The sequence below is a fragment of the Hydrogenophaga soli genome (genome assembly GCF_054777695.1).
This window is the reverse complement of sequence record NZ_BAAHAK010000008.1, coordinates 179,539-197,366: the sequence shown is the minus strand read 5'-3', so window position 1 is coordinate 197,366 and position 17,828 is coordinate 179,539. Positions and strand designations below refer to the sequence as shown.

At 65.4% G+C, this 17,828-nt stretch carries 18 protein-coding genes; 12 read left to right on the top strand and 6 right to left on the bottom strand.

The genetic code is table 11. From position 1 onward, the window contains the following. Positions 1–105 precede the first annotated feature (105 nt). Positions 106–1,167, bottom strand: coding sequence for an AbrB family transcriptional regulator (locus tag ACYVB7_RS15305; RefSeq protein WP_460509262.1), 1,062 nt, complete (start codon positions 1,165–1,167; stop codon positions 106–108). A gap of 45 nt (positions 1,168–1,212) precedes the next feature. On the opposite strand from ACYVB7_RS15305, the gene ACYVB7_RS15300 reads away from it, so the two are divergent. Then, entirely contained in the window at positions 1,213–2,103 is an 891-nt protein-coding gene (locus ACYVB7_RS15300; RefSeq protein ID WP_460509261.1) for a ChaN family lipoprotein, read from the top strand. A 29-nt stretch (positions 2,104–2,132) separates the two neighbouring features. Further along, positions 2,133–3,014: a formyltetrahydrofolate deformylase gene (gene purU / locus ACYVB7_RS15295; protein ID WP_460509260.1), complete on the top strand. Its 882-nt coding sequence runs from the start codon at positions 2,133–2,135 to the stop codon at positions 3,012–3,014. Here the strand turns inward: purU and ACYVB7_RS15290 are convergent. Continuing rightward, a complete protein-coding gene (locus ACYVB7_RS15290; RefSeq protein ID WP_460509258.1) occupies positions 3,007–4,716 on the bottom strand; it encodes a methyl-accepting chemotaxis protein in 1,710 nt (569 codons plus the stop codon). The two genes, purU and ACYVB7_RS15290, sit on opposite strands and share 8 nt — an antisense overlap. Before the next feature lie 197 nt (positions 4,717–4,913). On the opposite strand from ACYVB7_RS15290, the gene ACYVB7_RS15285 reads away from it, so the two are divergent. After that, positions 4,914–5,783, top strand: a complete 870-nt coding sequence (locus ACYVB7_RS15285; protein ID WP_460509257.1) for a LysR family transcriptional regulator — start codon at positions 4,914–4,916, stop codon at positions 5,781–5,783. A gap of 9 nt (positions 5,784–5,792) precedes the next feature. Here ACYVB7_RS15285 and ACYVB7_RS15280 read toward each other — a convergent pair whose 3' ends face one another. Further along, on the bottom strand, positions 5,793–6,215 hold the full coding sequence (locus tag ACYVB7_RS15280; protein WP_460509256.1) for an Hsp20/alpha crystallin family protein: 423 nt from the start codon (positions 6,213–6,215) through the stop codon (positions 5,793–5,795). Between the two features lie 206 nt (positions 6,216–6,421). On the opposite strand from ACYVB7_RS15280, the gene ACYVB7_RS15275 reads away from it, so the two are divergent. After that, the gene (locus ACYVB7_RS15275) at positions 6,422–7,897 is read left to right on the top strand and encodes an FAD-binding oxidoreductase (protein WP_460509255.1); all 1,476 of its coding nucleotides are present in this window, start codon (positions 6,422–6,424) and stop codon (positions 7,895–7,897) included. 23 nt (positions 7,898–7,920) lie between these two features. Here ACYVB7_RS15275 and trhA read toward each other — a convergent pair whose 3' ends face one another. After that, positions 7,921–8,574 carry a PAQR family membrane homeostasis protein gene (gene trhA / locus ACYVB7_RS15270; RefSeq protein ID WP_460509254.1) on the bottom strand — a complete coding sequence of 218 codons (654 nt, stop codon included), beginning with the start codon at positions 8,572–8,574 and terminating at the stop codon, positions 7,921–7,923. Then, a complete protein-coding gene (locus ACYVB7_RS15265; protein ID WP_460509253.1) occupies positions 8,571–9,707 on the bottom strand; it encodes an aminotransferase class V-fold PLP-dependent enzyme in 1,137 nt (378 codons plus the stop codon). Before ACYVB7_RS15265 ends, trhA begins: the two co-directional genes overlap by 4 nt. Positions 9,708–9,820: 113 nt before the next feature. Between ACYVB7_RS15265 and ACYVB7_RS15260 the strand changes: the two genes are divergently transcribed. From ACYVB7_RS15260 to ACYVB7_RS15250, 3 genes are all read left to right on the top strand, one after another. Further along, the gene (locus ACYVB7_RS15260) at positions 9,821–10,273 is read left to right on the top strand and encodes a response regulator (RefSeq protein ID WP_460509252.1); all 453 of its coding nucleotides are present in this window, start codon (positions 9,821–9,823) and stop codon (positions 10,271–10,273) included. A 63-nt stretch (positions 10,274–10,336) separates the two neighbouring features. Continuing rightward, the gene (gene pap / locus ACYVB7_RS15255; protein WP_460509250.1) at positions 10,337–11,848 is read left to right on the top strand and encodes a polyphosphate:AMP phosphotransferase; all 1,512 of its coding nucleotides are present in this window, start codon (positions 10,337–10,339) and stop codon (positions 11,846–11,848) included. A gap of 113 nt (positions 11,849–11,961) precedes the next feature. Next, the gene (locus ACYVB7_RS15250; protein WP_460509249.1) at positions 11,962–12,324 is read left to right on the top strand and encodes a DUF4189 domain-containing protein; all 363 of its coding nucleotides are present in this window, start codon (positions 11,962–11,964) and stop codon (positions 12,322–12,324) included. A gap of 47 nt (positions 12,325–12,371) precedes the next feature. Here the strand turns inward: ACYVB7_RS15250 and ACYVB7_RS15245 are convergent, their stop codons facing one another. Then, positions 12,372–13,073 (bottom strand): pyridoxal phosphate-binding protein, encoded by a 702-nt coding sequence (locus ACYVB7_RS15245; protein ID WP_460509248.1) that lies wholly within the window; start codon positions 13,071–13,073, stop codon positions 12,372–12,374. Here ACYVB7_RS15245 and ACYVB7_RS15240 point away from each other — a divergent pair. Genes ACYVB7_RS15240 through ACYVB7_RS15220 form a run of 5 tightly spaced genes read left to right on the top strand, consistent with a single transcriptional unit; the run spans position 13,044 to position 17,825 of the window. Next, positions 13,044–14,213, top strand: a complete 1,170-nt coding sequence (locus tag ACYVB7_RS15240) for a type IV pilus twitching motility protein PilT (RefSeq protein WP_460509247.1) — start codon at positions 13,044–13,046, stop codon at positions 14,211–14,213. The two genes, ACYVB7_RS15245 and ACYVB7_RS15240, sit on opposite strands and share 30 nt — an antisense overlap. Before the next feature lie 29 nt (positions 14,214–14,242). Next, on the top strand, positions 14,243–14,884 hold the full coding sequence (locus ACYVB7_RS15235) for a Crp/Fnr family transcriptional regulator (protein ID WP_460509246.1): 642 nt from the start codon (positions 14,243–14,245) through the stop codon (positions 14,882–14,884). A 32-nt stretch (positions 14,885–14,916) separates the two neighbouring features. Continuing rightward, on the top strand, positions 14,917–16,053 hold the full coding sequence (locus ACYVB7_RS15230) for a PilT/PilU family type 4a pilus ATPase (protein ID WP_460509245.1): 1,137 nt from the start codon (positions 14,917–14,919) through the stop codon (positions 16,051–16,053). Positions 16,054–16,112: 59 nt separating this feature from the next. Beyond that, positions 16,113–17,057 (top strand): NAD(P)-dependent oxidoreductase, encoded by a 945-nt coding sequence (locus ACYVB7_RS15225; protein ID WP_460509244.1) that lies wholly within the window; start codon positions 16,113–16,115, stop codon positions 17,055–17,057. Positions 17,058–17,060: 3 nt separating this feature from the next. After that, positions 17,061–17,825 (top strand): carbon-nitrogen hydrolase family protein, encoded by a 765-nt coding sequence (locus ACYVB7_RS15220; RefSeq protein ID WP_460509242.1) that lies wholly within the window; start codon positions 17,061–17,063, stop codon positions 17,823–17,825. Positions 17,826–17,828: the final 3 nt, after the last annotated feature.

Sequence of the window (17,828 nt, the reverse complement as noted above, 5' to 3'; positions counted from 1 at the left end):
GTCGGCATGGTTGCAAATTTAATCAACTCGCATGAAAACATCCATTTGGATATCTAAAAACTATCCATAGCCACCCCCTATCCCGCCCCCGCTTGGGGGCACCCTTCAGTCGTGCCGCGTCAGGTGGCGAAACAGCGGCTCGGCCAGCACCAGCACCGCCACCAAACGGCACACCTGGAAGGCTGTGACCACCGGCACCCCCAGTTGCAGCACCTTGGCGGTGATGGCCATTTCGGCAATGCCCCCAGGCGACGTGCCCAGGATGAGCGTGGCCGGGTGCAACCCCGTGGCCCAGGCCAACAGCCCGCCAAAGGCCGCGCACAGCACCATCATCACGCCGGTGGCGAGCGCCACCGCCCCCAGCCACCGGGGTGCCGTGTGGATGAATGCGGGCGAAAACCGCACCCCCAGGCTGATACCGATCACCCACTGCGCGGCATTGGTGAGCCACCCAGGCAATGCGGACAGCCGCACATCCATCAGGGTGATGCCCATGGTCACCAGCAAGGCCCCCATGAACCAAGGGTTGGCACGCCCCGAGTGCCGCATCAGCGCGACGCCGATGCCCGTCAGGCCCGACAGGATGAGCAACCCCTGAGGGTGCACCTCTCGCAAGGCGCTCACCGAAGGGTCCAACCCGTGAACACCCCAGGCCTGCATGGCAAAGGGCAAGGTGAGCGTGACCATCACCACCCGCAGGCTGTGGGCACTGGCCACCAGGTCGGTGCGGGCTCCATGGCGTTCGGCAATCAAGGTCATTTCCGATGCGCCGCCAATGGCTCCGGCAAAAAAAGTGGTGGCGCGCCGGGCGCGAGGGGGCAACGGAGCCAGCAGGTCGCGCTGGGCATGGTCCAGCCAACGGCCCAGCAGCCACCCCATCAGGCAGGCCCAGGTCACCCCCAGGGCGATGCAGCCCGCCAGCCCCCCAATCAGCGCGCCCACATCGGGGGTGAAGGACAACCCCAACGCCGTGCCAATGACCCACTGGCCTGTGTTGCGTGCAGGCCCCCAGCTGGCGACTGGAGCGCCCAGCATGGCGGCCCCGGCGGTGACCAGCAGCGGCCCCATCATCCAGGGGATGGGGGTGCCCAACCGCACACACAACCACGCGCCCAACCCTGCAGCGGCCAACGTGCCCAACACGCGCACCGTCAGGCGTCTGTCCAACCCGTTCAAAACCTGTCCTTTCCAACGTTCAACCGCCTCAGCCCCATGCCCGAGGGTACCGGGGTGGCTAGTATCCCGGGGATGTTCGCGCCCATTGCCCCCAACCCAGACCGTTCCAAGCGCCCAACAGCCTGGCGAGCCCTGCTCCTGGCCTGCGTGTGCAGCTGGAGCGCCTGCACCACCCAGCCCTCATCACCCACCGACGACCCCATCCCCATCCGCCTGCACAAGCTGGGACGCAGCGACGTGCTGATGCTGGGCGAACAACACGATGCGCCCGACCACCAAACCATCCATCGGCAGGTGGTGAATGCGCTGGTGGACTCCGGTGAGCTGGCCGCCCTGGTGCTGGAAATGGCCGAGGCGGGCCACAGCACGCGGGGCCTGCCCGCCTCGGCATCGGCGCCACAGGTTCAGCAGGCCCTGGACTGGCGCGAAGCGGCATGGCCGTGGCAGGCCTACGGCCCGGCGGTGATGGCGGCGGTCGCCGCTGGCATCCCCGTGCTGGGCGGCAATCTGCCGCGGCAACTCAACGCCGCCACGTTCCGCGACACCGCATGGGATGGCCGCGTTTCGCCCACTGTGCTGCTGCACCAGCGTGAGGCCGTGCGGGAAGGCCATTGCGACCTCCTGCCCTTTGACCAGGTGGCCCCCATGGCCCGGATTCAGCTGGCCCGTGATGCGCAGTTGGCCGACACCGTGCAATCGGTCCGGCAGCGCCACCGCACGGTGCTGCTGTTGACCGGCAGCCAACACGCCCACCGCCTGTGGGGGGTTGCCCAGCATTTGCCCGCAGAGGTTTCCGTGAAATCCGTTCGCTTGGCGGCAGACCCGGGTCGCCCGGACGACGCCCAGGGCTTTGACGCCGTCTGGATCACCCCCGCCCTGCCTCCCACGGACCATTGCAGCCAGTTGAAGAAACAGCTCGGACTGTGAGCCCCGGCAGGCTTTGAGACAATCGAAGGATGTCTGCCGCTCAAGCCACCACCGCCATGCCTTTGTCCCTGCCCACCTACGTGCTCACCCTGTCCTGCCCCGACCGCCTGGGGCTGGTGCACGCGGTGTCCGGCTTCCTGCTGGAACACCAGGGCAACATCGAAGAAGCCGCCCAGTTCAACGACCACGACACCGGCCTGTTTTTCATGCGGGTGCAGTTTGCCTGCCCGTTGCCCGCCGATGCTCTCAAGGCCGACCTGACCAGCTTTGCCCAGCCATTCCAGATGCAATGGCGCCTGCACGACACCACGCAGCCCATGCGCACGGTGCTGCTGGTCAGCCAGCAGGGACACTGCCTGAACGACCTGCTGTTCCGCTGGAAAAGCGGGCTGTTGCCGCTGGACATCCGGGCCATCATCAGCAACCACCGGGACTTTTACCAACTGGCGGCCAGTTACAACGTGCCCTTCCACCACCTGCCGGTCACGGCGGCCACCAAGGGCCAGGTGGAAACCCGTCAACTGGAAATCATTGAGGCCGAAGGCGCCGAGCTGGTGGTGCTGGCGCGTTACATGCAGATCTTGAGCAACAACCTGTGCCAGAAGCTGGCCGGTCGGGCCATCAACATCCACCACAGCTTCCTGCCCAGCTTCAAAGGGGCCAAGCCCTACTACCAGGCCCACGACCGGGGGGTGAAGCTGATTGGGGCCACGGCCCACTACGTCACCGCCGACCTGGACGAAGGCCCCATCATCGAGCAGGACGTGGCCCGCGTGGACCACAGCAAGACGGTGGACGACCTCACCGCCCTGGGCCGCGACACCGAAAGCCAAGTGCTGGCCCGCGCGGTCAAGTGGCACAGCGAGCACCGGGTGCTGCTCAACGGCCACCGGACCGTGATCTTCAAGTAGTCGAACTCAGTTCGAACCGGCTGAGCAGGTCGTCCAGCGTGCGGGCCTGCTCGTCCAGGCTCTGGGCGGTCTGCACGCTTTGCTTGACCATGGTGGCGTTCTGCTGGTTGCCGTGGTCCAGCTCGGACACGGCCTGGTTGATGGCTTCCACTTCCTGGCTTTGCTGGCGTGAGGCATCCGAGATGTCGCTCATGACCGTGGCCACCGACTGGATGGTGTCACGCACGTCGTGGATGGCCTGACGCGCCTTCTGCGTCAACTCCACCCCCACCTCCACCTTGGACGCTGCGCCCTGGATGAGGCCATTGATCTCGCGTGCGGCACTGGCACAGCGTTGGGCCAGGTCACGCACCTCGGTGGCCACCACGGCAAACCCGCGGCCATGTTCGCCCGCGTGCGCCGCTTCCACCGCGGCGTTCAGCGCCAGGATGTTGGTGCGAAACGCAATGCCCTCGATCACGCCACTGATGGACTGGATGGAGCGCGTGCTTTCGCTGATCTGCTGCATGGTCTTGGCCACCTCGGACACCACGTCGCGGCTGGTGCTGGTGGCCTGTGCGGCCCGCGAGGTCAATGCCGCTGCCTCGCTGGCACTTTCGGCGTTGTTGCGGGCAATGGAAGCCAGTTGCTGGACGTTGCCTGCCGTGCGCTCCAGCGCCTGGGACTGTTGTTCTGTGCGCTGAGACAACTCCTGGTTGCCCTCTGTGATGTCGCCCGAGGCATCGGCCACCTGGCGCGAGCTTTGCGCAATTTCGCGCAGCGTCTGGGCCAGTTGGGTCTGCATTTCGGACAGCGAATAGATGAGGCTGTCCTGATCGTTGGGCGGCACACGAATGCCCATGGTCAGGTCGCCACTGGCAATGCGCCCGGCAATTTGCTTGGCATACGCCGGCTCTGCCCCCAGCTGGCGCGTCAGACGCCGGGTGACCCAGGCGCTGATGAAGCCCGCCAACACCACCAGGCCCACGGTGATGGCCGCCATCCAAGTCAATGACGACTGGTAGATGGCGTCGGCCGACGCCAGGGTCTGCTCGGCCGACGCCGCGCGGTGATCCACCAGCGCATCCACAAACTTTTCCAGTTTTTTGGTCATGTTCTGCAGACGGGCGTCGTCGGTGGTGACGTCGGGGCTCATCTGCATCAGGTCAATGGGCTGCGCCTTGACCAAGTCCACATACTCCTTGAGGGCTTTGGCCCAGGGCTGGATGGCCTTGGTCAGCGCCTCGACTTTTTCGCGAGCCTCGTCGTCGTGGCTGGCGGCCTCAATGAACTTCAGGCGATCGGCCACATGGGTCAAGGCCGACTCGATCTGCGCCCCCAGCGTGTCACGCTCCTTGGCGGTGGTGGCCGTGAGCAACTGCGTTTGCGCCCGGCTGGCACGCAGCAGTGAGCTGCGAACCTGCTCTGTGGCCTGGCCGGCCTGATAAGCCTGCTCGTACAACACCTTGCTGGCGTGGTTCAAGCCGCCCATCTGGACCAGGGAAAACACCCCGATCACCACCGCACCCACCAGCATCGCGGCAAAGGCCAACCACAGGCTGGCCCGGACGGACAAACGGTCCAACACCTTGGACCCCGGCCATGCACCACCAACACGAAACATACCTCGGACGTTCTTGTGGGAGGTTTCGCCCGTTTCGGCCTCTGGCGCATGCTGAAGCGCCGAGCCCGCAGGCATGTGAGTCGCAACGATTTCTGACATTATTGAATCCTCCGTCACATGTTCTCAAAGCGGGGAGCATAACGAGCTTGCATGCCCTCTGTGGAGCAGGTGTTTTCCCTGCAGCGAGGCGCAACACCCGCGCCGCCCCAGGCTGTGACACACTGCAACCCCCTGAGCCACCCAGGCTTAAGCATTTCTTGTGCCCAGTTACTTTGCCTGATGCGCAATGCAGAACGATGACCGCTCGCATCCCCCCCATCCAATGCCTGCTGACGTTTGAAGCCCTGGCGCGGTTGCGCAGCGTGACGCAGGCCGCCGATGAGTTGTGCGTGACCCCCAGCGCCGTGAGCCATCGGGTGCGGCAACTGGAACAGATCATTGGCACCCGTCTGTTTGGACGCGCGGATTTCTCCTTGACCAGCGAGGGCAGCGAGTACCTGGCCCATGTGCGCGAGGGGCTGGCCAGCCTGGAGCGTTTTCCCTCCCGCGGCGCCGCGCCGGGGCGTCGCAAGCTGAGGGTGGCGGTCACCCCGACCTTTGCGCGCTCCATCCTGATGCCCAAGCTCAGGCAGTTCACCGAGGCCTACCCGGAAATCGACCTGACCCTGCAGGTCAGCATCCCGCTGCTGGACGTGGTGGCCGAAGACGCCGACCTCACCATCCGCTTCGGCACGGGCCGCTATGCCGACGTGGAACACGTGTGCCTGTTCAAGGACGAGGTGACGCCCATGGCCTCCCCGGCGTTCGTGCACCAACATGGCCCATTCGACACCGCCGCAGACCTCGAAGGCATGCCTTTGCTGCGCAGCCCGCTGGAGCCTTGGCGCACCTGGTTCGCGGCCCACGACCTGGATTGGGCCGAACCCACCGAAGGCTCCACGTTCAACGACATTGGCCTGATGTGCGACGGCGCGGCCGCTGGCATGGGCGTGGGCCTGGTGCGGCTGCGCTTGGGCGCCCCGTGGCTGGAGCAAGGCACGCTGGTCAAGCTGTTCCGGCGCAACGTGCCCAGCCCCCACGCCCACCACCTGTGCTGGCGCACGGGCACCATGGACCGGTGGGAATGCGCGGCGTTTGCCGAATGGCTGCGTCAGGCGGTCAGTTGACCCCCGCCATCACTCGATGGCCAACTTCTGTCCACCCGACGCCTGTTTCTTGGGCAGGGTGAGCGTCAGCACACCGTTGTCGAACTTCGCCTTGGCCTGGGCAGGGTCGAGGTCTTGCGGCAACTGAAAATTGCGGGCCACGCTGCCCACATAACGCTCGCTGCGCAACACCTTTTCGCCATCGGTCTGTCGATCTTCCTGGCGCACCTCGGCACTCAAAGACACCAAGTTGCCCTCCACATGGACGTGGATGTCCTCCTTCTGGACGCCAGGCAGATCGGCCTTGAGCACGTACGCCTGGGGCGTTTCCGACACATCCACCTTGATCTGCGACGGCAACGGATCACCGTGCAGGGGTTTGACGAAAAAGCCTGGGGCCACATCGCGGAAAAAGTCGTCGAGCAGGCCGGAACGGGTGATGAGTTGATTCATGTCATGCCTCCATGGTTGAACCACAAACATGCACAGCGCCTCGCTGTGTAGGCCCCATGTGCCGGGAACCATCCGAAATTTCAAGACGCCTGTGCGGCCTGCGCATTGCGTGAAATCAAAAACCGATGCAGATTTCTTCACACCGCCATCCCACCCGATGCCTACACTGATCGGGTTCTCACCCCAACCATGGCCGCCGACCCCACATGGAACAACTCCTGAATAGAGAGCACATCAACAAGGTAATAAAAGCGCTAGAGCCACTTTTACCTTCACATGCGCTGCTGCATCACGCCGAAGACACCGTGCCCTACGAGTGCGACGGCCTCACCGCCTACCGCCAGCGCCCGCTGGCCGTGGCCCTGCCCGAGACCGAAGCCGAAGTGGCCGCCGTGCTCCAGGCCTGCCATGCGCTGGGGGTGCCGGTGGTGGCCCGCGGCGCGGGCACCGGCCTGTCGGGCGGCGCCATGCCACACGAACGCGGGGTGACGCTGAGCCTGGCCAAGTTCAACCGCATCCTGAAGGTGGACCCCGTCAGCCGCACCGCCGTGGTGCAGGCCGGGGTGCGCAACCTGGCCATCAGCGAAGCCGCCGCGCCGCACGGGCTGTACTACGCGCCCGACCCCAGCAGCCAGATCGCCTGCACCATCGGCGGCAACGTGGCCGAAAACTCGGGCGGCGTGCACTGCCTGAAGTACGGGCTGACGGTGCACAACATCGTCAAGGTCAAGGGCTTCACCGTCGAAGGCGAGCCCGTCGAGTTCGGGGCCGATGCGCTGGACGCACCGGGGCTGGACCTGTTGTCCATCCTGATCGGCAGCGAGGGCATGCTGGCCGTCACCACCGAGGTCACGGTGAAGCTGGTGCCCAAGCCCCAGCTGGCCCGCTGCATCATGGCCAGCTTTGACGACGTGCGCAAAGCGGGCGACGCCGTGGCCGCGGTGATTGCCGCCGGCATCATCCCCGCCGGGTTGGAGATGATGGACAAGCCCATGACCGCTGCGGTGGAGGACTTTGTGCACGCCGGGTACGACCTGAACGCCGCCGCCATCCTGCTGTGCGAAAGCGACGGCACCCCGGAAGAGGTGGAAGAAGAAATCGGCCGCATGAGCGAGGTGCTGCGCGGGGCCGGGGCCACGGCCATTGCCGTCAGCCAGAGCGAGGCCGAACGCCTTCGGTTCTGGAGCGGACGCAAGAACGCCTTTCCGGCCAGCGGGCGCATCAGCCCCGACTACATGTGCATGGACAGCACCATTCCGCGCAAGCGCCTGGCCGACATCCTGGACGCCATTGCCGCCATGGAGCAAAAGTACCAGCTGCGCTGCTGCAACGTGTTCCACGCGGGCGACGGCAACCTGCACCCGCTGATCCTGTTCGATGCCAACGACCCCGACCAGCTGCACCGTTGTGAGCTGTTCGGCGCCGACATCCTGGAGACCAGCGTGGCCATGGGCGGCACCGTCACCGGTGAACACGGCGTGGGCGTGGAAAAGCTCAACAGCATGTGTGTGCAGTTCTCAGACCAGGAGAACGAGGCTATGTTCGGTGTGAAGCGCGCCTTTGACCCCGCCGGGTTGTTGAACCCCGGCAAGGTCATCCCCACCAAACACCGCTGTGCCGAGTACGGCAAGATGCTGGTGCGGGCCGGAACCCTCAAGCACCCGGAACTGGAGCGGTTCTGAAGGCCGCCTTGGCGCCCGTCAGGTCAGTCGGGCAGCACGTAGAACAGCACCGCAAAGAAGTGCAGTGCGCTGCCCAGCAGCACAAAGCCGTGCCACACCGCGTGGCTGTAGGGTAGCGACTTCCACTTGTAGAACACCACCCCCAGCGTGTACGCCACGCCACCCGCGGCCAGCAGCACCACGCCCCCGGTGCCCAGCGCGGCCACCAGCGGCTTGATGGCCCCCAGCACCGCCCAGCCCATGGCCACGTACAGGGCCACCACCCAGCCATGGTGGCGTCCCTTCAGCACCAGCCGCAGCACCACCCCGGCCACCGCCAACGTCCAGATCAGCGCCAGCATGCTCCATCCCAGCACACCGCCCAGGCTGAGCAGCATGAAGGGTGTGTAGGTGCCCGCGATCAGCAAAAAGATGGCCGAATGGTCCAGCGCCCGCAGCACATGGCGGATGTTGTCCATGGGAATGGCGTGGTACAGCGTGGACGTGGTGTAGCAAAGGATGAGCGTGAACGCGAACACCGCGCTGGCCACCACATCCAACGCACCGCCCCGAACGGCGGCAAATCCGGTGAGCACCGCCAGCCCCGCAATGGCCAGCACGATGCCCACCCCATGGGTCAGACTGTTGGCCAGTTCTTCGCCAAACGAGTAACGGGGCAGGGGGGCACGGGAGGTCATGGCGTCACGCCCATGCGGTCCAGCGCCGCGGCCAGGTGCCCCACGGTGCGGTCCACGTTGTGCAGTTTTTCCAAGCCAAACAGCCCCACACGGAAGGAGGAGAACCCGGCGGGCTCGTCACACATCAGCGGCACCCCGGCCGCCGTCTGCAACCCCAGGGCCAGGAATTTCTTGCTGTTCTGCATGTCGGGGTCGCGGGTGTAGCTGACCACCACACCCGGGGCCTGGAAACCCTCGGCCGCCACGCTGCGGATGCCCCGGCTTTCGAACAACGCACGCACCTGGGTGCCCAGCGCCATCTGCTCCTGGCGCACCTTCTCAAAGCCGTAGTCGCGGGTTTCCTGCATCACGTCGCGCAGGCGGGCCAGCGCGTCGGTCGGCATGGTGGTGTGGTAGGTGTGCGCACCGTTTTCGTAGGTTTCCATCACCTGCAACCACTTCTTGAGGTCGCAGGCAAAGCTGGTGCTGGTGGTGGCGTCGATGGCGGCGCGGGCCCGCTCGCTCAACATCACCATGGCACAGGCGGGCGAGCCGCTCCAGCCCTTTTGCGGGGCGGACACCAACACGTCCACCCCGGTGGCCTGCATGTCCACCCACATGGCCCCGGAGGCAATGCAATCCAGCACAAACAGGGCTCCCACCTCATGGGCCGCGTCGGTCACGGTGCGGATGTAGTCGTCGGGCAGGATCATGCCGGCCGCCGTTTCCACATGCGGGGCGAACACCACGGCGGGCTTTTCGGCACGGATGGTGGCAGCCACCTCCTCGGCAGGGCACGGCACCCAGGGGGCCTCGGGGTCGTCGCTGGTGCGGCGGGCCTTGCAAACGATGGATGCGCTGGGAATGCTGCCCATGTCGAAAATCTGCGTCCAACGGTAGCTGAACCAGCCATTGCGGATGACCAGCGTATTCTTCCCGGTCGCAAACTGCCGTGCCACCGCTTCCATGCCAAAGGTGCCACTGCCGGGCACCAGCGCCGCCGAGCGGGCGTGGTACACCTCTTTCAGAATGGCCGAAATGTCGGTCATCACGCCGCGAAAGCGGACCGACATGTGGTTGAGGGCTCGGTCGGTGTAGACCACAGAGAACTCCAGCAGGCCATCGGGGTCGACGGCGGGCAACAAACCGGGCATGGGCATCTCCACATTGGGGGGGGGGGGGTAGCGGGCCAGCTTAGCACGCCCCAAGTGGACGACGGCCCCGCATCGGGCGCAGAATCCGGGCGGAGAGCCCCTCGCACCACCACATGTCCAACAACCGTGCCGCCCCCATCCTCCTGGTGGAAGACAACCCAGACGAAGCCGAACTCACCCGCCTGGCGCTGAGCCGCCATGGCCCTGAGGTGCAGGTCGTCCACGTGACCAATGGCCAGGACGCGCTGGACTACCTGTTTCGGCGCGGGGCGTTCCACAGCCGCATCAGCCCCGACCCGACCGTGGTGCTGCTGGACCTGAAGATGCCCGTGCTCGACGGCTTTGGCGTGCTGGCCCAGATCAAAGCGTCGGACCGGCTTCGCCACACGCCAGTGGTGGTGCTGACCTCGTCGTCCGAGCCGTCCGATCTGCTCCGCGCCTATGCACAGGGCACCAACGCCTACATGGCCAAACCCACCGACTTTGGTGAGTTTCTGGCAGCCATGAAACACGTGTGCGAATTCTGGCTGCGCATCAACCGCCCCGCCCCGCCCACCTTGCACTGATCACCCGGGGCCCTGTCCGCCTCCGGCCCTGTCCCATCCCCCCACCTTCCTCGCAGACATCGCATGTTCGAATCCGCCGAAATTGGCCACAAGATGGACAAAAAAGCCTACCGCGAAGCCGAAAAAGAGCTTCGCCAGGCCCTGTTGCAGGCGCAGTACGCACTGCTGGAGTCGCGCCACCACGCCGTGGTGGTGCTGGTCAATGGCGTGGACGGTGCGGGCAAGGGCGAAACCGTCAACCTGTTCAACGAATGGATGGACCCGCGCCACATCCGCACCGAGGCCTTTGCCGCACTCACCCCGGCGCAGCAAGAGGTGCTGGGCGGGCGTTCGGACATGTGGCGCTTCTGGCAGGTGTTGCCGCCCAAAGGGCACATCGGCATCCTCTTTGGCAACTGGTACACCGACCCCATCGTCCAGCGTGCCCACGGGCACGACAGCAAGGCCCAGTTCCAGTCGCGGCTGGAAGACGTCCGCGCGTTCGAACGCATGCTGGTGTCCGAAGGGGTGCTGCTGGTCAAGCTGTGGTTCCACATGACCCGCGACGGGGTGGAAAAACGCTTCAAGGCCCTGTCCAAAGACCCCCGGACGGCCTGGAAAGTCACGGCCGCCGACAAGAACCGGCTGGACCATTACGACGAACTGGTGTCCACCTCCGCCACGGCCCTGCGCAAGACCAGCACGGGTGAAGCCCCTTGGCTGGTGGTGGACGGCAGCGACCCGCAGTACCGCGCCATCACCGCCGGGCGCTACCTGCTGAGTTACGTGCAAAAGGCCGCCCAGGCCCCAGCCCCCACGCCCGCCCACGCAGCCCCCTTGCCCCCGGCCCCGCTGGATGGCCGCAGCCTGCTCGACAGCTTTGACTACCAGCGCAAACTGCTGCCCAAGACCTACGAGGAACAGCTGGACCTGCTGCAAGGCCGCCTCAACGCCTTGCTGCGGGCGCCACAACTCCAACGCCGCTCGCTGGTGCTGGTGTTCGAGGGCATGGACGCGGCGGGCAAGGGCAGCACCATCCGGCGCATCACCCAGGCCATGGATGCGCGCCACTACCGGGTGGTGCCCATTGCCGCCCCCAACGAATCGGAGCGGGCACAGCCCTACCTGTGGCGCTTCTGGCGCTACCTGCCACAGTGGCAACACACGGTCATTTTCGACCGCTCGTGGTACGGGCGTGTGCTGGTGGAACGGGTGGAAGGTTTTTGCACCGAGGCCGCCTGGACCCGTGCCTACGACGAGATCAACGCCTTTGAAGAGCAGATGACCGAGGCCGGGGCCATCGTGGTCAAGTTCTGGCTGGCCATCACCTCGGACGAGCAGCTCCGGCGCTTCGAAGCCCGCCAGAGCATCCCCTACAAGCAGCACAAGATCACCCCGGAAGACTGGCGCAACCGCGACAAGTGGCCGCTGTACACCCGGGCCGTGGACGACATGATCGACCGCACCTCCACCGAACTGGCTCCCTGGCATGTGGTGGCCAGCGACGACAAGCTGTGGAGCCGCATCGAGGTGCTCAATGCGCTGTGCCAGCGGCTGGACGCCGCCATCCAACAAGGCAAGAAACGGAAAAGTTGACGACCACGCGGGGGCGAAGACCCTGCTTCCATAATGGTGGCGGCGACCGCGTCGCCACCATCTTTCCAGGGGCCCAGCGCCCCTGTTTCAGTTCCTTCAACCCACGGTTTCCCATGCGCACCACCAAACTGCACACCCTGGCCGCCCTGATGCTGGCCATCACCCTGCCCTTGAACGCCCTGGCCATTGGGGCCATCGCGGTCGATGACGAAGAAGGGGAAAAAGACCCCGGTTTCGGCTATGTCACGGGGGCCAGCTCCGAGCAGGAAGCCAAAGCCGGTGCCCTGAAGGAATGCAAGAAGGCCGGCAACGACAACTGTAAAGTGGCGGTCTGGTTCAAGCAGTGCGGAGCCTATGCGGCCTCCCGCAAGTACTCGGGCATCGGCTACGGCAGCTCCAAGAAAGTGGCCGAAAACAAGGCCCTGGAAGAGTGCGGCAACTCCGCCTGCAAGATCATCATCTCCGACTGCGAGTGATGCGCTGCCCCACCGCGCTGGCAGCGGTGGCGTGGCCTGAAAGCCGCTCAGCCCTTGAGCGGCCTGTACCCGAACACCCCCCGCCCCACGCGCACCAGGGTGCTGCCCGCGGCCACGGCGGCTTCCACGTCGTCGCTCATGCCCATGGACAGCGTGTCCAGCGCCAGGCCTTCGGCATTCAATGAGTCAAACAGGGCTCTGGCGCTTTCAAATACTGCCTTTGCCGCTTCGAAATCAGGAGCAGGCTCGGGAATGCACATCAGCCCCCGCAGGCGCAACCGGGGCAAGGCCGCCACGGCGTGGGCCAGGGCGGGCAACTCAGCGGGCGTCACACCCGATTTGGTCGCGCCCCCATCCACATTGACTTGCAAACACACCTGCAGCGGCGGCAGGGTGTGGGGGCGCTGGTCGGACAGGCGCTGCGCGATCTTGAGGCGGTCCACCGACTCCACCCAGTCGAAATGCTCGGCCACCAGCCGGGTCTTGTTGCCTTGCACCGGGCCGATGCAGTGCCATTGCAAATGGGTGATGCCCTGGGCGCGCAAGGCCAGGATCTTCTCCACGCCTTCCTGGATGTAGTTCTCGCCAAACGCGGCTTGCCCGGCGGCAGCGGCCTCGGCCACGGCTTGGGCCGGAAACGTCTTGGAAACGGCCAGCAGGCCCACGGCGTCAGAGGGGCGGCCAAAACGTTCACACGCCCTCAAAAGGCGTTCGCGCTGGTGCTGGAGGTTGGTGGCTATCGTGGTCATAATGGTCCGTCATTCTGCGTTCATGGCGCATGCCCCGAAGGGCAGGCCCCGCGGACGCCCTTCAAGCCTTCAGGACACTCACAAGGAACCGTCAGGATGGACATCACGCAGTTGCTGGCTTTCAGCGTCAAGAACAAGGCCTCCGATCTTCACCTGTCTGCCGGGTTGCCGCCCATGATCCGTGTGCACGGCGATGTGCGGCGCATCAACGTCGATGCCCTGGACCACAAGCAGGTGCACGCCATGGTGTACGACATCATGAACGACACCCAGCGCAAGCACTACGAAGAGTTCCTGGAGGTGGACTTTTCGTTCGAGATCGACGGTCTGGCCCGTTTCCGGGTCAACGCCTTCAACCAGAACCGCGGGGCCGGGGCGGTGTTCCGGACCATTCCCAGCAAGATCCTGACGCTGGAGCAGCTCAACGCCCCCAAGATTTTTGGCGACCTGGCCATGAAGCCCCGGGGCATGGTGCTGGTGACCGGCCCCACGGGCTCGGGCAAGTCCACCACGCTGGCGGCCATGATCAACCACCTCAACGAAAGCGAATACGGCCACGTGCTGACGGTGGAAGACCCCATCGAATTCGTGCACGAGAGCAAGAAGTGCCTGGTCAACCAGCGCGAGGTGGGCCCCCACACCCTGAGCTTTGCCAACGCCCTGCGCAGCGCCCTGCGGGAAGACCCGGACTGCATCCTGGTGGGCGAAATGCGCGACCTCGAAACCATCCGCCTGGCCATGACGGCCGCCGAAACCGGCCACTTGGTGTTTGGCACGCTGCACACCAGCAGCGCGGCCAAGACCATCGACCGGATCATCGACGTGTTCCCGGCTGAGGAAAAGGAAATGGTCCGCGCCATGTTGTCCGAGTCGTTGCAGGCGGTCATTTCGCAGACGCTGTGCAAGACCAAGGACGGCTCGGGCCGGGTGGCGGCGCACGAAATCATGATCGGCACCCCGGCCATCCGCAACCTCATCCGCGAGGCCAAGGTGGCGCAGATGTACTCCGCCATCCAGACCGGGCAGAACGTGGGCATGCAGACGCTGGACCAGAACCTCACCGACCTGGTCAAACGCAACGTCATCAGCGCCGCCGAAGCCCGCACCAAGGCCAAGATTCCCGAAAACTTCCCCGGCTGACCTCCGCTCCTGCAGGGAGCGCCCCCACCATGAAAACCATCAAGACCCGCTTTTTTGGCCTGCTGAAGAACACCGGCGAAGAAGGCCTGCCCCACGAGGACGGAGAGTCCCGCTTCTTCGCCCTGCCCCCGGAAGAGGCCGCCGCGCTGCAACACCCCACCGCCTGGGGCACACGGGCGCAACAGGTGCGCGCCGTGCCCCTGGAGCCCAAGCAAGGCCTGGCCCTGCTGCACAAGCTTTGGCAGAACGACCCGATGATGTCGACGCTCAGCGGTGCGACGCTGGAGCGCATGGCCCCCTACATCCAGTTCACCACCGTGCCCGCCGAACGGGAGCTGGTGCAGCAGGACGAACTGGGCGATTACATGCTGGTGCTGCTGCGCGGCAACATCTCGGTGGTGCGCAAGCAGGAGTGGGGTGAGCTGCTGGTGCTGGCCCACGTCAACCCCGGCGAAATGCTGGGCGAAATGTCGCTGCTCGATGGCGGCGTGCGCTTTTCCACTTGCATGACACGCTCCGAATGCGATGTGGCGGTCATCACCGCGGAAGACCTGGACCACATGATCGCGGGAGAGCCCCAGATCGCCGCCACCCTCATCGCCCTGCTGGCGCGCAAGCTGTCGCTGCGCCTGCGGGTGGTCAGCGCCCGCCTGGGTGGCCGCAAAACCTGAGCGCAGCACGCGCACACCGGAGACCTGCACACATGGAACGCGATCAGGCGACCAAATTCATCCACGATCTGCTCAAGCTGCTGGTCAGCCGGGGCGGCAGCGACCTGTTCATCACCGCCGAGTTTCCCCCGGCCATCAAGGTGGACGGCAAGGTCACCAAGGTCAGCCCCCAGCCGCTGACCGCCAACCACACCCTGACCCTGGCCCGCTCGGTCATGAACGACAAGCAGGCCGCCGAGTTCGAGCGCAGCAAGGAGTGCAACTTCGCCATCTCCCCCAGCGGCATCGGGCGCTTCCGGGTCAACGCCTTCATCCAGCAAGGCAAGGTGGGCATGGTGATGCGGGTCATCCCGTCCACCTTGCCCACCATCGACTCGCTCAAGCTGCCCCCGGTGCTCAAGGACGTGGCCATGACCAAGCGCGGCCTGTGCATCGTGGTGGGGGCCACGGGCTCGGGCAAAAGCACCTCGCTGGCGGCCATGGTGGACTGGCGCAACGAGAACTCCTACGGGCACATCATCACCGTCGAAGACCCGGTGGAATTTGTCCACCCCCACAAGAACTGCGTGGTCACCCAACGCGAAGTGGGCCTGGACACCGACAGCTGGGAAGCCGCCCTGAAAAACACCCTGCGCCAGGCACCCGACGTGATCCTGATGGGCGAAATCCGCGACCGCGAGACCATGGAACACGCCGTGGCTTTTGCCGAAACCGGCCACCTGTGCATGGCCACGCTGCACGCCAACAGCGCCAACCAGGCGCTGGACCGCATCATCAACTTCTTCCCGGAAGAGCGGCGGGCGCAGCTGCTCATGGACCTCTCGCTCAACCTGCGCGGCATGATCTCGCAACGGCTCATCCCGCGCCAGGACTTCAAGGGCCGGTACGCCGCGGTGGAAATCATGCTCAACAGCCCCTTGATTGCCGACCTCATCTTCAAAGGCGAGGTCAGCGGCATCAAGGAAATCATGAAAAAGAGCCGCAACCTGGGCATGCAGACCTTTGACCAGGCGCTGTTCGACGCCTATGAAGAAGGCAACATCAGCTACGAAGACGCACTGCGCAACGCCGACTCGGTCAACGACCTGCGCCTGCAAATCAAGCTGCAAAGCCAGCGGGCCAAGACGCAGGACCTGTCCTCGGGCACCGAGCACCTGTCCATCGTCTGAAATTTCAAGCCTTTTTGACCTCTAGCGCTTTTTAATAAAGCGCAAGCAGCTATCAATTCATGAGCAACATCCAAGCCAAAACCTACGAAGCCTGCCCCGCCCTGCACGTGGCCTTTCTGGGCCTGGGCGTCATGGGCTTCCCCATGGCCGGCCACCTGCTGCGGGCGGGCCACACCGTCACCGTGTACAACCGCAGCCCGGCCAAGGCCCAGGCGTGGCTGGGCCAGGCCCCGCGCGATGCCACCGAGGCCGCCCGCGCCCACAGCGCCGCCACCCCGCGTGAGGCCGCCGCGGCGGGCGGCGGGGCCGACATCGTGTTCGCCTGCGTGGGCAACGACGACGACCTGCGCGCCGTCGTGCTGGGGCCTGAGGGCGCATTGGCCGGCATGAAGCCGGGGGCCATTTTTGTGGACCACACCACCGCCTCCGCCGATGTGGCCCGCGAGCTGTACGCCGCGGCGCAGCAACAGGGCCTGTCGTTTGTCGATGCCCCGGTGTCGGGTGGTCAGGCGGGCGCCGAAAACGGCGTGCTCACCGTGATGTGCGGGGGCGACACCGCCGCATTCGACGCCGTGCGCCCCGCGGGCATGGCGTTTTCAAAGGCCTTCACGCGCATTGGCGAGGCCGGTGCCGGTCAGCTGGCCAAGATGGTCAACCAGATCTGCATTGCCGGGCTGGTGCAAGGCCTGGCCGAGGCCATCGCCTTCGGGCAACACGCCGGGCTGGACATGAACCTGGTGCTCGACGTCATCGGCAAAGGCGCGGCCCAAAGCTGGCAGCTGGACAACCGCGGCAAGACCATGGTGGCCGACCAGTTCAACTTCGGTTTTGCCGTGGACTGGATGCGCAAGGACCTGGGCCTGGTGCTGGACGAAGCCCGCCGCAACGGCGCGCGCCTGCCCGTCACCGCGCTGGTGGACCAGTTCTACGCCGACGTGCAACGCATGGGCGGCCAGCGCTGGGACACCTCCAGCCTGATCAAACGGCTGCAAAAGCCGAGCTGAGCCTTGGCATCCATCACCCTCGCTGCGGCGCAATCGGCGTCCATCCCCAACAACATCCGCGCCAATGTGGCCCAGCACCTCGTGTTCGCCCGTGCGGCCGCCGACTGCGGCGTGTCGTTCCTGATCTTTCCCGAGCTCTCGCTCACGGGATATGAATTGCCTTCGTTGGCCCAACTGGCGCTGAACCCAGACGCAGCGGCACTCGACCCGCTGCGAACACTCGCTCAAAGCGCCCACATGACCCTCGTGGTGGGCGCTCCGCTGGCGTGCCCGCAGGGTGGCAAGCCATCCATCGGCTCGATCTGCCTGCGGCCCGACGGCACCACCGCCACCTACCGCAAGCGGTTTCTGCATTCAGGCGAGGCTGCTTTTGCCACGGCGGGCTCGGTCAACGCGAAGTCCTTTGACTTGAATGGCGAGCGCATTTCCATCGCGATTTGCGCCGACACCGTGAATCCTGACCATCCACGCTGGGCGGCTGAAGCGGGGGCCACGGTCTACGCAGCAGGCGTGCTGTGGAGCCATGCAGGGTATGACGCCGACGCCGCGCAAATCAAGGCCCATTGCATCCAGCACGGTTTTGCCGCGCTGGTGGCCAACCACGCGGCACCGACGGGCGGCTACGTGGCTGCCGGAAAAAGTGCATTCTGGGCACCCGGAGGGCAATTGCTGTGCACCGCCCCCCAGGAAGCGCCAGCCTTGCTGTTGGCCCAACGAAGCGGCAACGTCTGGACCAGCCGCAGCACACCGGTGAACCCAGGGCCGTGAACC

Excerpts from the sequence above, each read along its gene's own strand:
- ACYVB7_RS15300 (WP_460509261.1), top strand. The coding sequence starts at position 1,213 with ATGCCCGAGGGTACCGGGGTGGCTAGTATCCCGGGGATGTTCGCGCCC.
- purU (WP_460509260.1), top strand. The coding sequence starts at position 2,133 with ATGTCTGCCGCTCAAGCCACCACCGCCATGCCTTTGTCCCTGCCCACC.
- ACYVB7_RS15290 (WP_460509258.1), bottom strand. The coding sequence starts at position 4,716 with ATGTCAGAAATCGTTGCGACTCACATGCCTGCGGGCTCGGCGCTTCAG.
- ACYVB7_RS15285 (WP_460509257.1), top strand. The coding sequence starts at position 4,914 with ATGACCGCTCGCATCCCCCCCATCCAATGCCTGCTGACGTTTGAAGCC.
- ACYVB7_RS15280 (WP_460509256.1), bottom strand. The coding sequence starts at position 6,215 with ATGAATCAACTCATCACCCGTTCCGGCCTGCTCGACGACTTTTTCCGC.
- ACYVB7_RS15275 (WP_460509255.1), top strand. The coding sequence starts at position 6,422 with ATGGAACAACTCCTGAATAGAGAGCACATCAACAAGGTAATAAAAGCG.
- trhA (WP_460509254.1), bottom strand. The coding sequence starts at position 8,574 with ATGACCTCCCGTGCCCCCCTGCCCCGTTACTCGTTTGGCGAAGAACTG.
- ACYVB7_RS15265 (WP_460509253.1), bottom strand. The coding sequence starts at position 9,707 with ATGCCCGGTTTGTTGCCCGCCGTCGACCCCGATGGCCTGCTGGAGTTC.
- ACYVB7_RS15260 (WP_460509252.1), top strand. The coding sequence starts at position 9,821 with ATGTCCAACAACCGTGCCGCCCCCATCCTCCTGGTGGAAGACAACCCA.
- pap (WP_460509250.1), top strand. The coding sequence starts at position 10,337 with ATGTTCGAATCCGCCGAAATTGGCCACAAGATGGACAAAAAAGCCTAC.
- ACYVB7_RS15250 (WP_460509249.1), top strand. The coding sequence starts at position 11,962 with ATGCGCACCACCAAACTGCACACCCTGGCCGCCCTGATGCTGGCCATC.
- ACYVB7_RS15245 (WP_460509248.1), bottom strand. The coding sequence starts at position 13,073 with ATGACCACGATAGCCACCAACCTCCAGCACCAGCGCGAACGCCTTTTG.
- ACYVB7_RS15235 (WP_460509246.1), top strand. The coding sequence starts at position 14,243 with ATGAAAACCATCAAGACCCGCTTTTTTGGCCTGCTGAAGAACACCGGC.
- ACYVB7_RS15230 (WP_460509245.1), top strand. The coding sequence starts at position 14,917 with ATGGAACGCGATCAGGCGACCAAATTCATCCACGATCTGCTCAAGCTG.
- ACYVB7_RS15225 (WP_460509244.1), top strand. The coding sequence starts at position 16,113 with ATGAGCAACATCCAAGCCAAAACCTACGAAGCCTGCCCCGCCCTGCAC.